The organism is Bifidobacterium stellenboschense (genome assembly GCF_000741785.1).
Taxonomy (GTDB): Bacteria; Actinomycetota; Actinomycetes; order Actinomycetales; family Bifidobacteriaceae; genus Bifidobacterium; species Bifidobacterium stellenboschense.
Window position 1 is genome coordinate 44,292 of the sequence record NZ_JGZP01000012.1, and the last position, 16,512, is coordinate 60,803.

6 protein-coding genes are annotated in these 16,512 nt (G+C 66.6%); 5 read left to right on the forward strand and 1 reads right to left on the reverse strand.

What is annotated here, in order from left to right:
• Window positions 1-169: 169 nt before the first annotated feature.
• Together BSTEL_RS05045 and BSTEL_RS05050 are read left to right on the forward strand one after the other, a co-directional pair.
• A complete protein-coding gene (locus tag BSTEL_RS05045; RefSeq protein WP_034527946.1) occupies window positions 170-9,619 on the forward strand; it encodes a Spy0128 family protein in 9,450 nt (3,149 codons plus the stop codon).
• A gap of 142 nt (window positions 9,620-9,761) precedes the next feature.
• The gene (locus BSTEL_RS05050) at window positions 9,762-10,628 is read left to right on the forward strand and encodes an aldo/keto reductase (RefSeq protein WP_034527948.1); all 867 of its coding nucleotides are present in this window, start codon (window positions 9,762-9,764) and stop codon (window positions 10,626-10,628) included.
• A 101-nt stretch (window positions 10,629-10,729) separates the two neighbouring features.
• Here the strand turns inward: BSTEL_RS05050 and BSTEL_RS05055 are convergent, their stop codons facing one another.
• Window positions 10,730-12,286: an aminotransferase-like domain-containing protein gene (locus BSTEL_RS05055; RefSeq protein ID WP_034527950.1), complete on the reverse strand. Its 1,557-nt coding sequence runs from the start codon at window positions 12,284-12,286 to the stop codon at window positions 10,730-10,732.
• Between the two features lie 347 nt (window positions 12,287-12,633).
• Between BSTEL_RS05055 and BSTEL_RS05060 the strand changes: the two genes are divergently transcribed.
• The 3 genes from BSTEL_RS05060 (at window position 12,634) to BSTEL_RS05070 (ending at window position 16,388) form a co-directional block, all read left to right on the forward strand.
• A complete protein-coding gene (locus tag BSTEL_RS05060; RefSeq protein ID WP_034527952.1) occupies window positions 12,634-13,377 on the forward strand; it encodes a LysE/ArgO family amino acid transporter in 744 nt (247 codons plus the stop codon).
• A 212-nt stretch (window positions 13,378-13,589) separates the two neighbouring features.
• Window positions 13,590-15,272, forward strand: a complete 1,683-nt coding sequence (locus BSTEL_RS05065) for a peptidase U32 family protein (protein WP_084686124.1) — start codon at window positions 13,590-13,592, stop codon at window positions 15,270-15,272.
• A 69-nt stretch (window positions 15,273-15,341) separates the two neighbouring features.
• A complete protein-coding gene (locus BSTEL_RS05070; protein WP_034527954.1) occupies window positions 15,342-16,388 on the forward strand; it encodes a purine nucleoside phosphorylase YfiH/LACC1 family protein in 1,047 nt (348 codons plus the stop codon).
• Window positions 16,389-16,512: the final 124 nt, after the last annotated feature.

A 16,512-nucleotide genomic window follows, 5' to 3' on the forward strand; every position in this document is an offset into this window, starting at 1 on the left:
TGGCATCGCTGGAATTCCGCTGATTCTCCGGTCGGTTTTGTCCCGGGGGGGGGGGCTACGTTCGACGCGTATAGGCGTATTGGGAATTCCCTGCGCCATCGAGGCGGGCTCGTTCAGACGCTTCACGACGGAGAGAACCAGGAACACAGCCAGTAAGGGGCGTTCGGCCATGGAATCGCTGGAGAACAAGATAGGCAGGAACACAGGCAACATAGGCAAGGTGCTGGTGGCGTTGATCGCCGCCGTGGCGATGCTGCTGACGGGCGTGAACCTCACGCCGTCCGCGGTCGCGGCGGAGACGGTCTACAATCCCGACGCACCGGCCGTCGAGGTCACAAGCGGCGTGACCGTCGACGTCTACAAGGACAAGAACCATACGCAGAAGTTCGATCCGAACACCGACAAGGCCACGGTCGGCCAGACGTTCTACGGGTCCATCAGCTTCGACTTCGCCGACGAACAGAAGCCCACGCTCGACAGCCCGAACCGCTCCTACACGTTCCCGAAGAACATCGACGTGAAGGACGTGAAGACCTCCACGCTCTACGACAAGGACGGCAACGTGGCCGGCACGTGGCAGATCGCGGACGGCGTGGTCACCGCGCATTGGAACAAGGACTGGCTCACCCAGCACCCCTCCGAGATCACCTCGTACGTGAGCTTCGACTTCACGCTCGGCGAGGACGCCGGCGGCGACGGCAACCAGGAGCACATCACGTTCCCCGGTGGCGGCGGCGACATCACCATCACCATCGACAAGTCCAAGGTGAACGGCCAGAAGAACTACACGATCAACGACGACGGCACCGTCACGTTCACCGTCACCCTGAAACCCCAGTTCGACGTGACGAACATGGTCGTCACCGACACGATGGGCTCCAACTTCACGTTCGTCGACGGCACCTTCCAGCTCGACGGCCAGCCCGTCAACGCCGCGATTGAGGGGCGGAAAGCCACCATCGCCCTCGGCGATCTCGCCAAGGCCGACAAGAACGGCTACCAGCTCACCTACAAGGCGAAGCTCACCGACGAGGCGAAGAAGACGCTCGCGCAGGGCGGCAAGCTCGATGACGCCCAGAACACCGCGCAATGGACGTGGAACGGCGCCGACAAGCCCGGCGAGGCGGACGTCACGCCGAACCTCAGCTACAAGATGATCCACAAGAACGACGGCACCGGCACCGCCTCCGACATCAAGTGGACCGTCGAACTCAACACCGGCAACCTCAAGGCCGACATGGGCGGCTACGTGTTCACCGACGCCATCAAAGACGGCCAGCACTACACCGGCACGTACGAGGTCATCAAGGGCACCGACTGGAAGAACCCCGTCGCCTCCGGCACGCTCGACGCCTCCGCGAAGAGCTTCACCTACACGTTCCCCGCCGACGCGGGCGCGCAGACCTACTACATCGTGTACCACACCGCGCTCGATGACGCCTCGTCGACCGCCACGGTGAACAACGACGCGAAGATCACCCCGCCCGATCCGAGCGACCGGCCCGGCGGCGAGGACTCCGGCAAGTACACGCCGAAGGACACCAACACATACGTCACCAAGAAGCTCGACACCGATCAGGCCGCCATCGCCGCCAACGGCAAGGCCACGTGGACGTCCACCGTGGAGTTCTCCAAGATGGCCGCCGGCACCGACCCGTCCAAGGTGACGTTCACCGACAAGCTCTCCGAGCCCGACGGCGCCACGTTCACGTTCGACGGCAAACCGACGCTCACGATCGGCGACACGACGCTCGCCGAAGGCGTCGACTACACGCTCGCCTACAACAAGACGAACGACCAGTTCACCATCACGTTCAAGGCGACCGACACGCTCAAGGCCGCCGTCGGCAAGCAGGACGTGACCGTCCGCTACGCCACCACGAGCGACAAGACGCCCGGCACGTACAAGAACACGGCCAGCGTGAAGGTCAACGGCAAGACCACCTCCGCCAGCGACTCCTACGACATCGAGAACACGAACCTCGTGTCCAAGACCGGCTCGATGAAGTGGGTCAAGGACTTCGACTGGTCGACGATCGACCCGAACGACGCCACCAAGGGCGCGTGGGTCGCCACGTGGAAGGTGACCGTCAACGAGGACGACGACCCGTACAACGGCGTCGGCAAGACCGAGCTCGACGGCAAGCCGATCGTCGTCAACGACACCCTCCCCCAGGGCATGAGCTACGTGCCCGGCGGCACCTACAAGGTGCAGGCCGGCTATAATCCGGGCGCCTTCGACAAGCAGGACCTCGACGCGGTCATGACGAACGCGAACGGCACGCTCACGTTCACGATTCCCACCAGCGGCGTCGTGCAGACCGACGGCTCCGACAAGGCGTATGCCGTGCTCACCTACTCCACCGCCGCCAAGACCACCGGCGGCGCGGTCTCCTTCACCAACACGGCGACCGCCGACTCCGGCAGCACCCACTTCGGCGAGGATTCCAGCACCGTGACCGGCGACAGCAAGGTCATCGACAAGTCCGCCGCGCAGATCAAGGACCTCAACCGCGTGCGCTACACCATCAAGGTGAACCCGCAGGGCGCCGACCTCATCAAGAATGCGGACACCGTCACCCTGTCCGACGTGATGGACGCCGAAGGCACGTTCATCCCCGCCTCGCTCACCGTCACCAACAGCAACACGGGCGCCACGCTCATCGTGCCCGTCAAGGTCGAGGACGTGACCGACGCGAACGGGAACCCCACCACCAAGCTCACGCTCACCCTGCCGGACTCCACGCCCGTCACCGTGACCTATGACGTGAAGCCCAACGGCAAGCCCGGCGACAAGGTGAACCTCACCAACACGGCCACGCTGGAAGGCGTCGCCAACGGCGAGGACATCAACAAGAAGGACTGGACCGTCACCAACCCGAACTCCGGCACCGACGGCGCCGCCGGCTCGATCTCCATCACCAAGACCGACGCCGACGACCTCTCCCGCAAGCTCGCCGGCGCGAAGTTCGCGCTCTACACGGTCGACATGAACAGGCTGTCCGGCACGCACGTCACCTTCGACCAGGTGAAGACCGCCGCCACGCGGTCCGGCGGCGAGGTCACCACCGACGCCAACGGCGTCGCCACGTTCGGCTCCGCCGACAAGCCGCTCGAGACCAACACGCTCTACTACTTCGTGGAGACCCAAGCCCCCACCGGCACGGACGGCACCGCCTACGAGCTCGACTCCACGCCGCGCTACTTCATGCTCCCCGGCACGGACGCCGAACAGGCCGCGAACGCGCTGGACCGCGCCAAGGGCTTCGGCCTCGCCGTCTCCGACGGCACGTCGTTCAACATGTACGACAAGCGCAAGCCCGCCGCCGTAAAGGGCTCCGTCACCCTGTACAAGCAGCTGACCGGCCGCGCATGGAGCGATTCCGACACGTTCACGTTCCAGCTCGCCGCGGACGCCGCGAACAGCAAGGGCGTGGGCGAGGCCGCGCTCAAGGCCGCCATGCCCGCCGACGCCACCGCCACCGTCGGCAAGACCGGCGACGGCGCCGACGGCAGCGCCTCGCCGTTCACGTTCGGCGACTTCACGTTCCCCGAACCCGGCACCTACGCCTACACGGTCAAGGAGGCCGGCAAGGGCGGCGACGGCATGACCGTCGACACCCGTACCGCGAACGTCGTGTTCACCGTCACGCGCAACGCCTCCGGCAAGCTCGAGATCAAGGGCGGCCAGGCGAAGATCGAGGGCATCGACGAGAACCACGGCGACTGGACGTTCGACAACACGTACAAGCCCACGCCGGTCACGACCTCCGGCGCCATCAAGGTGCAGAAGACGCTCACCGGCCGCCAGTGGCGTGACGGCGATTCGTTCGAGTTCCGCCTGCAGCCGGCGGCGCCCACCGAGGACGCTCCGCTGCCCGCGGGCGCGAAGAACGGCTACGCCTCGCTCACGGTGACCGACGGCAAGACGCATGCGTTCGGCGACATCACCTACGACAGGGCCGGCGAATACCACTACACCGTGTTCGAGCGCACGCCCACCGCGAACAGCGGCGAGCACGCCATCCCCGGCGTCGACTATTCGAACGCGCTGTACGACGTGACGGTCACCATCACCGATGACGGCAACGGCAAGCTGTCCAACGGCGGCGTCGTCATGACCAAGGCGCAGAACGACGACGGCACGTCCGCCGGCAATGTCGCGGTCGACGGCAACGTCGCGGCCGTGACCAACGTCTTCAAGGCGCAGGAGGCCAACCTCGGCCTGCTCGTCACCAAGAAGTACGCCGATGAGACCGGTTCCAAGCCGCTGACCGACAGCATGTTCTCGTTCACGCTCACTGCGCAGGACGGCGCCCCGCTGCCTGACGGCGCCACCGGCGATTCCGCCACGGCGAACGTCACCAGTGCCGGCGTCGCCTCGTTCGGCCTCATCAAGCTCACATCCGCCCGCGACGACGGCAAGACCTACGAGTACACGCTCAAGGAGAACGTGCCCGCGGGCGCCACGCCCAGCGCCGACGGCAGGACCGCCACGCTGAACGGCATGACCTACGACCTCACCGCCTACACGGTGAAGGTCAAGGTCGGCCTCACCGAGGACAAGGACGGCAGGCAGGTGCTCGGCTACACCACCACCATCCTCGATGCGAACGGCAACGCGGTCGACCCGTCCAAGCTCGACAACGGCCGCCCCGTGTTCTCCAACACCTATGATCTGACGCCGGCCGAGACGTCCGTCGCCGGGCGCAAGACCCTGACCGGCCGCGACATGGATCCGAACGAGACGTTCACGTTCCGTCTCGCCGCCGCCTCCGACAACACGGATGCCGCCAAGGCCGCCCGTGCCGGACTGAAGGACGACTCCATCGTCCTCGGCTCCGACAAGAAGGCCGACACGCTTGAGACCACCGTCACCGGAGCGAAGGACGGACAGCCCGCCGCATTCACCTTCGACGGCCTCCACTTCAGCAAGCCGGGCGTCTTCAAGTTCGCGGTCACCGAGGCCGGCAACGTGAAGACCGGCACGCAGAAGGACGAGCACGTCGGAAACGTCACGGTCACGGTGAAGGACAACGGCGACGGCACGCTCGCCATCGCCTCCACCGTCTACGACAACGCCGCGGCGACGACCGACGCCGACAAGTCCGCGACCGACGCGTCCACGTTCACCAACGCCTACGCGCCCGCCGGACACGCGTTCTTCCTGCTCCACAAGAAGATCACCGCCGCCGAGGGCTCCGTCGCGCCGCAACTCAAGGCCAACGCGTACACCTTCGGTCTGTACCAGGGCGACGGCACGGACGGCAAGACGCCGATACAGACCGCGACGAACACGGCTCCCGCAGCCGGCGAAGCCTCCGGCCACGTCACCTTCAACTGGATCGACTACACGCCCGCGTCGCTCAACCAGGCCGTGACCGACGGCTACGCCACCTATGACGCCGCCGCGAAGACCTGGACGCTGACCTACACGGCGGCCGAACTCGGTCCCGACGGCCAGACTCCGGCCAAGACCGGCGACGTGAAGGACGGCATCGCCTACGACGCGTCGACCCGCACCATCACGGTGACCGTCAAGGACGCCGGCAGCGGCACGCTGCAGACCTCCTACACGATCAGCGGCAATGGCTCGAACACGTCCGGCGCCACCGACTCCGAGGACACCGCGTTCGACAACATGTACACGCCCACGTCCGCCACCGCCGAACTGCACGCGCAGAAGAAGCTCGACGGCCGCGACTGGAAGACCGACGGCACCGACCGCTTCGACTTCAAGCTCGAAGCCGTGGGCGGCACGCTCGCCGCGAACAAGGCGACCGTCGCCAAGGCCGACGTGCCGATGCCTGCGGGCGCACAGAACGGCGTGCTCACGCACACCGCCACCAACGGCGACGTGTTCGGCTTCGGCCAGATGACCTACACGAAGGCCGGCACCTACGTGTACAACATCAGCGAGGTCCAGCCCTCGGCGGCCGACGCCCTCCCCGGCGTCAGCTACTCCACCGACCTCTACCGCGCCACCGTCACCGTGACCGATGACGGCGCCGGCAAGCTGACCGCCAAGACCGCCATGGAGCTCGTCTCCAAGGTCGATCCTGATTCCGCCAAGCAGGGCAAGGCCGTCAAGGCCGACCCCGCCACCGGCGATCCGGTCGCGACGATCACCAACACGTACGCTAAGCTCTCCCAGAACTGGAGCCCGAAGGTCTATAAGTCCTACACCGATCTGAGCGGAGCCAACCCGCTCACCGCCGGCAAGTTCAAGTTCACGCTCACACCGGTCAAGAACGCGCCGCTCCACGTGGTCGACGCCTCCGGCAAGGTGACCGAAGCCACGAGCCTCACGGCCGAAAACGCCGCCAACGGCGAGGCCGCGTTCAAGGACGTGCAGTTCACCGACGCCGACCTCGCGGCGGACGGCGGCGCGAAGACCTACCGCTATGAGATCGCCGAGGCCAAGGGCTCCGAAGCCGGCATGGCCTATGACACGACCGTCTACACGGTCGACGTCACGGTCGCGGTCGACGGCAACGGCTACCTCACCGTCGCCCCCGCGTTCAAGTACGAGAACGGCGACCCGGTCCCGGCCGACAGAATCGACACCGGACGCCCCGTGTTCACGAACACGTACACGCCCACCAAGGTCGCCGCGCGGCTCAAGGCCCACAAGACCCTGAACGGCGCGACGCTCAAGGACGGCCAGTTCACGTTCCAGCTGTACGACGGCGTCCAGTTCGGCGACGGCGACCAGACGAAGCTGCTCCAGACGAAGGCCAACGACGCGAACGGCGACGTCACCTTCGACGGGCTCGACTTCGACACGACCGGCACGCACACGTACTCCATCCGCGAGGTCGTGCCCGCCGACGCCGTGAACGACGTCAGGAACGGCATCACCTACGACCACACGTGGCAGTACGTGCAGGTCAAGGTGACGCTCGACAAGACGGCCGGCGCGCTCAAGGCCGCCGTCACCGACGCGAACAGCGGCACCGGCACCGCCGAGTTCACGAACACCTACGACGCGGCCGGCGCGGCCACGCTCGGCGCGAAGAAGGACTTCAGGAACTCGGACGGCTCCGCCCGCCCGATCCTGGAGAACGACTTCACGTTCCAGCTGCATGAAGGCGCGACCACGACCGGCAAGGTCCTCCAGACCAAGGCCGCCAGGACCGACGGTTCCGTGACGTTCGACCCGATCGCCTACAAGCTGGGCGACCTGGGCGGCGCGAAGTCGAAGACGTTCACCTACACCGTGAACGAGGTCACGCCCGCCGGCAACGGCAAGCTGCCCGGCGTCACCTACGACACCGCCGGCCACACCTACACGGTGACCGTCACCAACGCCGGCAACGGCAAGCTCACCACCACGGTGAAGGTCGACGGCAAGTCCGGCGTCCAGCAGCCGACGTTCACCAACACCTACGCCGCGGCCGGCCAGACCGCCATCGCCGGCGTCAAGAAGGTGACCGGTGACGATGGCAGCGACCAGACCGCGCACTTCGCGAACGCGTTCACGTTCACGCTCACCGGCAAGGACGGCGCCCCCATCCACGTGGACGGCACCGGCTCCGACGCGGGCAAGCTCGTCGACAAGACCAAGCTCACCGCGTCCAACACCGCGGCCGGCGTCGTGGACTTCGGCACGCTGCACTACACGCTCGCCGACCTGGCCGACGTCACGCCCGCCGCCGACGGCACCCGCTCCAAGACCTTCACCTATGAGGTCTCGGAGGATGCCAAGACCGTCGCAGGCGTCACCAACGACGCGACCACGACGCACGACTTCACCGTCACGGTGAAGGACGACGGTACCGGCAAGCTCGACGTGACCACCGCGCCCGCCGACACGGCCAACCTGTTCTCCTTCACGAACACGTACGCCGCCTCCGCCACCCTCACCCTCACCGGCACGAAGACCATGACCGGCCGCAAACTCACCGCGAACGACCGGTACACGTTCGACGTGTACGAAGGCACGGACGCCACCGGCACCCCGGTCGCCACCGGCACCAGCGACGCCACCGGCAAGATCACGTTCGACAAGGCCCTGAGCTACACGCTCAAGGATCTCGGGGACCACACGTACACGGTCGTCGAATCCGAAACGAACCTTCCCGGCGGCGTGACCGCCGTGACCCGCACGCACACGTTCACCGTGAACGTGGCGGACACGGATCACAACGGCACGCTCAAGCTCACCACGAGCGGCCTCGACGCGGACGGCAAGAACGGTCTCGCGTTCGAGAACAACTACACGACCACGGACTCCACCCCGATCGAGTTCAAGGGCGTGAAGCTGCTCGACGGCGGCGACTACGACACCACCCTCGCCCAGCTCAAGGGCCGGTTCACGTTCACGCTCAAAGGCAAGGACGGCGCGCCGCTCCACGTGCTCGGCGCGGACGGCAAGACCGCCACCGACAAGACCGAAGTCACCGCGAAGAACGATGATGCCGGCAACGTCGACTTCGGCAAGGTCGTCTACCACTTCGCCGACCTCGCTGGCCGGACCGACCGCACGCTCACGTACACCGTCACCGAATCCGGCGACGTCGCGGGCGTCACGAACGACGCGGACCTCACGCGCGAATTCACCGTCACGTTGCACGACAACGGCGACGGCACGATGAGCGCCACCGCAGACCCGGCCACCGGTGCTCTGTTCTCCTTCGAGAACACGTACTCCGGCGGCGCCACGACCGACGCGTTCGACTTCACGAAGACGCTCGACGGCCGTGCGCTCGACAAGGGCGAGTTCACGTTCACCCTCACCGGCGCGATCGGCGCGGACGGTTCCACCGCCCCGATGCCCGAAGGCGCGAAGGACGGCGTCAAGACCGTCACGAATGCCGCGGACGGCAAGGTCTCCTTCGGCGAGATCACGTACGACAAGCCCGGCACCTACGCGTACACCGTGCGCGAAACCGCCGGCGACCTGGGCGGCGTGACCTACGACGACACCGTGTACACCGTCACCGTCACCGTCACGGACAACCATGACGGCACGATGACCGCCACGCACGCGATCGCCCGCACCACGCAGTCCGCCGGTTCCACCTCGAACGGTTCGGACGCCGCCGACGGCACGGTCGAATCCACGCCCGTCAAGGACGAGGATGCCGTGTTCGCCAACACGTACGCGCCCGCACCCACCGAATTCACGTTCACGGCCACCAAGACCATCAAGGGCCGTGACTTGAAGGACGGCGAATTCACGTTCGAGCTGCGCGACGCGGACGGCAAGACCATCCAGACCGCGAAGAACTCGGCGGACGGCGCGATCGCGTTCACGCCGATCACGTTCGACAAGGCGGGCGAATACACGTACACGATCCGCGAGTCGAAGGGCGACGCGACCGGCGTCACCTACGACACCACCGTGTACACGGCCAAGGTGACCGTCACCGACAACCTCGACGGCACGATGACCGCCACCGCCGCCTACCAGTCCGGCCTGTTCGGTCGCGACCACAAGGCGCCCGCGTTCGAGAACACGTACACGCCGCCGCTGAGCACCACCGGCGCCGGCGTGGCCATGCCCGCCCTGATCGCCCTGCTGCTGCTCGGCGGGGGAGCGGCGATCCTCATGGCGGAACGCCGCAGGCGCGACGTGGCCGGCACCGGCACGGCGAACGGACGCCACCGCCGGTAGGTGATGTTCGCCTGACTTGATGACCGTGCCCGTGAAGTCTACGCTGGACTTCACGGGCACGGTCGTTTCGTATATGTTCGCATACGGTCGGTCGTGCGCAACGTGACATCAACGGGAAACCACGGAAGGACAAGGACGCATCATGGCGCTGTACCGTAATCTGGGACCATTCTCCACCACCGCGATCGGACACGGCGAAATGCCGCTGACCATCGAGAACAACCGCGGGCATGAGGTCGGCATCGAGACGCTGCACGCCTCGCTCGACGCCGGCTGCCGCCACATCGACACCGCGTGGGCGTACTACACGCCCGGCGAGGAGGAACAGACCGGCGAGAAGCTCGTGCACGAGGCACTCGACACGTGGAAGGGGCCGAAGAGCGAGGTGACCGTCGCCACGAAGATCGGACTGCGTCGCGTGTGGGGCGAACACGGCGAGCCGCTGTGGCCGCGCGACGGCAAACCGGAGCATCTCATCGAATACGGCAAGCAGTCGGCGATGGCGCTCGGCGTCGACACCATCGACCTGTTGTACCTGCACCGCCACGATCCGGAAGTGCCGTACAACGAGTCCATCGAAGCGCTGAAGCAGCTCGTCGACGAGGGCGTGGCCCGCGTGGCCGGCGTGTCCAACGCGTCGATCGAACAGATCGACATCGCGCGTTCGATCCTCGGCGACAAGCTCGTCGCCGTGCAGAACCAGTATTCGCCGATCCACCTGGAGACGCAGGACACGCTCGACTACTGCGCGAAGCTCGGCCTCGCGTTCGTGTGTTGGAGCCCGCTCGGCGGCTACCGCCACCCGTACGACGAATCCAAGTTCGACCCGTTCCGCGAGGTCGCGGCCGCGCACGGCGTGAGCTACCAGCAGGTCACGCTCGCGTGGGAGCTCGCCAAGGGCGACCACATGTTCGTCATCCCCGGCGCCCACCGCCCCGAGACGATCCTCGACTCCCTCAAGGCCGACCAGCTCGAACTCACGGAAGAGGACCTCGCCAAGCTCGGCTGATTCATCGCCTCACGGCTGTCGCCGTTCGGCCTCGCCTACGGACGGTCCACCGGACCGTCCGCTTGACGGCTCGGCCCGCCAAGCTCGGCTGATTCCCGGCCTCACACCAGTCCGGCCACTATCTGCGCCGCCCCGGCGAACTCCTCCGGGGTGGTGTAGGAGTAGCTCAGGCGCAGGGCGTTGTCGCCCTCGAAATCGTAGATGTCGCCCGGATTGAGCAGCACGCCGCGGTCGGCGGCCTGCTGGAACAGCCGTCCCATGCGCACCGGCTCGTCGAACGTGAGCCAGATGTAGAACCCGCCGTGCGGAACGTTCCAATGCGCGCGACCGGCGAACAGCCGTTCCAGCGTCTCCAGCGCCGCGTCGCGCCGGCGACGCAGTTCGGCGCGCAGACGCTCCAGATATTCCGCGTACAGTCCGCTCGTCAGGAACCGTGCGAACACCCATTGGCTGAGCGTGCTCGCACCGTAATCCATCTGCATCTTCACGTCCGCGAGACGGTGTACGATTCGCTCGTCGGCCACGATCCACCCGATGCGCAGTCCCGGCGCGAGCGCCTTCGACGCGCTGCCCAGCGTGATCACCATGCCCGTCTCGTCATAGGATTTGAGCGCGCGCGGCGTGGTTCCCTCGAAGACGAGATCCTGATACGCGCAATCCTCGATGATCGGCATCCGGTGCGTCACGCACGCGTCGATGAGCGTGCGGCGGCGCTGCTCGGGCATCGTGACGCCGGTCGGATTGTGGTTCGTGGGAATCGTGTAGAGGACGGAACCGTCCTGTCGAATGATGCCGGAGCGGTTGCGGGGGAAGGCGGGTGTGTCGGGCGCGGGTTGTCGGGGCCCTTCGCGTCTCGTCGCAGTGACGGCCGTATGGTCCGCCGTGCCGTTCCCGTCGAGCAGCGCGCCCAGCGCGTCCGCGTCGAGACCGTCGCCGTCCATCGGCACGCCGGCGAGCCGCATACCCGCCGACTGGAACACCTGCAGCGACTTGATGTAGCTCGGCGCCTCCGCGTAGACGGTCGATCCGGCCGATAACAGGCTCACCGAAATCATCTGCAATCCCTGCAATGCTCCCGAGGAGACGAGCACCTGTCCAGGGCGGCAGTCGACGCCCCAATCGCGCATGTGCGCGGCGATCGCCTCCCGCAGCACGTCCAATCCTTCCGGCGGCGGGTAACCGAGCGCGTCGATCTCGGCGGCCGCCTCGCTCGCCACGCGCCGCCACATGTCGCGCGGGAAAAGCCGAGGATCGAGCTCGCCGGTGCCGAGTCGCGTCTTCGTGGCGTCGAATTCAAGCCGGTTGATGGCTTGGATGGTCGTGTTGTTCGCCTTGAAGAATCCGGATGAGACGTAGTCCGCCCAGTCGGGCGCGCCGGGCAGCATCAGCGACCACGTGTTGCTCACGATGCGCGTACCCGCCCCGTGCCGGCCTTCGACGATGCCGTAGTCGGCGAGCTCCTGCACGGCGGCGATGATGGTGGACCGGTTCACGCCGAATGATTCCGCGAGCGCGCGTTGGCTGGGGAGCCGTGCGCCGATTGGCCATGCGCCGGACGCGATGCGCCCGCACATATAATCGACGATCTGTTCGGTGACGGGCGTGGTGTTCGTGCGGTCCGGCGTCCAATCGATGTCAAGCGGCGTGGTGCGCGGCATGGTGGTTCCTTATGGATTTTGGTTGGGTGAAGCAAGATAATCTTGGCTGGTTGCCAAGTGTAATCCGCTGCGTAGGATATGGCAACGGTATTGGAACGATGCGGATTGCATGATATGCAATTCGTATATGGCTGGCTGGCTGAACGGTATTTGGCTGGTTTTGGCTGGGTGTGAATCGCCCAGCCAAAATCAAAAAGCCGGTTGAGGGGTTGCCGTGACTACCCCTCAGTCGGCCTGCGGCCGCCAGCTCCCCTGACAAGGGGAGCCGAGGGACAGGCGGGATCCGTAATGCGGATACTGGTCGCCGGTTTCTCTGACAAGGGGAGCCGAGGGAACGAGGAGCGAGGATGGGACTGTATATTCAGGGGCTCACGATGGGATTGGCGTATATCGCGCCGATCGGCATGCAGAACCTGTTCGTCATCAATTCGGCGTTGACGCGCACGCGCCGCAACGCGCTCATCACCGCGCTCATCGTCATCTGCTTCGACATGGCACTGAGCCTGTCCTGCTTCTTCGGCATCGGCGCGATCATGCAGGCGCACCCATGGCTGGAGAACATCGTGCTCGGCCTCGGCGGACTCGTCGTCATCCGCATCGGCATGGGTCTCGTCCTCCCCAAGCGTCGCACCGCCGACAACGCCGCCGTCTCCGTGGCGCCGGGTGTTCGTGCCGACGCGACCCCTCTCTCTGCTCCCGCTGGCGGGAGCTCCCGCGAAGCGGGTGAGGGTGGTCCGGCCGCAGGCCGTCCGGGAATCGCCCGCCCCGCCACCCATCTCGGCGCACGCGGACTCATCGACACGATCGGCACCGCCTGCGCGGTCACCTGGTTCAACCCGCAGGCCATCATCGACGGCACACTGATGCTCGGCGCGTTCGCAGCCACGCTGCACGCCGGCCAGACCACCCCGTTCATCACCGGCGTGGAGACCGCCTCCGTGCTGTGGTTCCTCGGCGTCACGCTCGTCGTCAACGCGTTCGCCCACAAGTTCAGCCCGAAGATCATCGACGTCCTCAACCGCGTGTGCGGCGGCGTCATCACCCTCTATGGCGTCAAACTCCTCATCGACTTCGCCCTCGCCGTCCTCTGACGCCTTTATCTCTCCGCGCGATTCTCGTGCGGAAAACGGTGGTCTGGCGCACCGTTTTCGCGCGGAGTGCTCTCTGCGAAACGAATGGGATGTGGGATGACCGGATTGTTTCGTTGGGAGGGGAGTCCGCGAAACGGGCGGGGCACGTGGCGTCCGGTCCGTTTCGCGGGGCACGGCCGTGAGGGGAGAACGGGCCGCTACACTGTTGGGTGATGAATACGAATGGCAACAACCCCCTGCGCATGCGCCGCAAGCCCGAAGTGCTCGCCCCCGCGGGCAACCTGCGCGGACTGAAGACCGCCGTCGACTACGGTGCGGACGCCGTCTACTGCGGCGGCAAGGCGTTCGGCATGCGCAGCGCCCCTAGGAACCTCAGCCTCGATGACTTCGAGGAGGGTGCCCGCTACGCGCACGAACGCGGCAGCCGCGTGTACGTGACGCTCAACGTGCTGCCCCGCAACGCCGAGGTCGAGGCGATGCGCGACTACATCGGTCAGTTGAAGGACACCGGCATCGACGCGATGATCGTCACCGACATCGGCGTGATGATGATGGCCCACCAGATCGCCCCCGACGTCGAGCTGCACGTGAGCACCCAGGCTGGAGTCACCAACTACGGCGCCGCGCAGGCGCTCTACGAGTTCGGCGCGAGGCGAGTCGTGCTCGCCCGCGAGATGGACCTGCAGGCCGTGCGCGACATCCGCGCGCGCATCCCCGACGACATGGACATCGAATGTTTCGTGCACGGCGCGATGTGCATGGCGTTCTCCGGCCGCTGCTTGTTCTCCAACTATCTGACCGGCCGCGACGGCAACCACGGCGAGTGTGCCCAGCCCTGCCGTTGGAAGTACTCGATCGTCGAGGAGAAACGCCCCGGACAGTATTTCCCGATCGAACAGACCGAGGAGGGCGCGTACCTGTTCAACTCGCAGGACATGTGCATGCTCGACCATATCGACGACCTGATCGACTCCGGCGCGACGAGCCTCAAGATCGAAGGCCGTTCGAAATCCGCGTACTACATCGCCGCGATGACCAACGCGTACAAGACCGCCGTCAACGAATACATGGTCCAGCGCGGCTTCGAGACCGCGGACGGCACCGTCATCAAGCCGTTCCGCGACCGCGTGATTCGCCCCGACGACCCCGATTTCGCGAACACCGCCGACGATGCGATCGAGCAGAACGCGGACAAGGCGTTCGCCGGCGTGCCCGGCGAGTCGCCGGTCGAAGGCGACGACGCGACGGCCGCCGCCGCTCCCGCCGGCGGGAGCTCCCGCGAAGCGGGTGAGGGTGGTCGCGTCGCACCGTCGAAGACGCCGAAGACATCGAAGACCGAGGACGCGGCCGCCCGCTCCGCCGGCGGCGCACAGCTCGACCAGCTGAGCTACAAGGCCCGTTCCGCCCGCCGTAAGTCGAACACGCGCGAGGAGGTGCTGCCCGAAGGCTGGCATCACGTGAAATGCCGACCCGCGCCGCACATCGAACTGCCCGGCTGGCTGCTCGACGAACCCGACAAGGTCGCCCATCGCGACTACTCCACCGGCTTCTACTACCCGGAGCGCAAGGTGACGCAGAACACCAACCGCTCCGCCTACTTCCGCGCGTGGATGGTCGTCGGTGAAGTGCTCTCGTGGAGCCCGGAGCGCGGTGGCCGCGTGACCATCATGAGCCGCAACAAGATCGAACCCGGCCAGGACGTCGAATTCCTGTTGCCCGGCGAGAAGCCGCTCGCCTACACGGTGCCCGGCACCGGGCTCGAGGATGCGGACGGCGTGCCCGTCGCCGCGATCAACAACCCTGCGCACGTGTTCTCGCTGCCCTGCCCGCACGAGGTGCCCGAGAACGCGGCCATCCGCTCGCGCACGAAGAAACCCACACTGAAGGCTGAATGACCCCCCTCAGTCGCTTTGCGACAGCTCCCCCTGAAAGGGGGCGCAAAGACAACGTAAGGAACAAGAATCATGAGTGAAATCGACGAGACGATCCTCGACTCGAACCAGATCAGCTCCACCGACAAGGCGGGCCGTCCCATCCCCGTCACCATCCCGATCGCGCTCGTGCCCGGCGTGACCGTCGTCTACACGACGCGCCTCGGGGGACTCTCGACCGGCGACTTCGGCAACCTCAACCTGGGCGGCAAGTCCGGCGACGACCCGGAAGCCGTCCTGTCGAACCGCATCGCGCTCGCCGAGGCGGTCGGCGCGCGCCTCTCGCTCGTCTCGCAGGTCCACTCCGGCAAGGCCGTCGACGTGGACGAGGCGTTTGAGATCAACACGCCGTTCGGCTTCGACGTCTCCGGCACGTGCACCGGCGCGGCCGCCACCGAAGCGACCGGCGAGCCGACAGAGCCGAGCGCGGGGGGAGCCGCCGAGGCGACCGACGCCGCCCCGCACGTCGTCGAGGCCGACGGCCAGGTCACCGCGCAGACCGGCGTCGCGCTCGGCATGTTCGCCGCCGACTGCCTGCCCGTGCTGTTCGCCGACCCCGTGAGCGGCGTGATCGGCGCCGCCCACTGTGGTCGCCGCGGCCTCGAACGCGGTGTGATCCAGTCGACCGTCGACCTGATGGCCGCCAAGGGCGCTGACCCCAAGAACATCGTCGCGACGCTCGGCCCGTGCATCTGCGGTGACTGCTACGAGGTGGGCGACGAGATCGCCGATACGTTCGTCAAGCGCTTCCCGCTGACCAAGACCGCGACGCGCTTCGGCGGCGCCGGCATCGACATCGCCGAGGCCGCGCGCATCGACCTCGCGTTCGCCGGCGTGCATCGCATCGTCGATTCGATGCCGCGTATCCACGCCGCCACCGAATATCTGGAGGAGGACGCCGAACTCGCCGAACTGTGCCGCGCCGACGGCGAAGGCCCGGCCGAATTGAGTGAGCGCATCGCGGCCATCCGCCACAGCATGTGCACGCTCGAGAACCCGCTGTGGTACTCGCATCGCCGCGCCACGAAGGCCGGCAAGCGCCATGAAGGCCGCCTCCTCGCCCTCATCGTCCGCCACTGAGCCGCGGAGCCGCGGGGTTGTGGGGCTGCGGGCCGCTGGGCTGAGCCGTGGGCCGCTGGGTTGCGTGCCGTGGGGCCCCGGGCCGACCCCATCCGCTCCCGCTGGCGGGAGCTCCCGCGAAGCG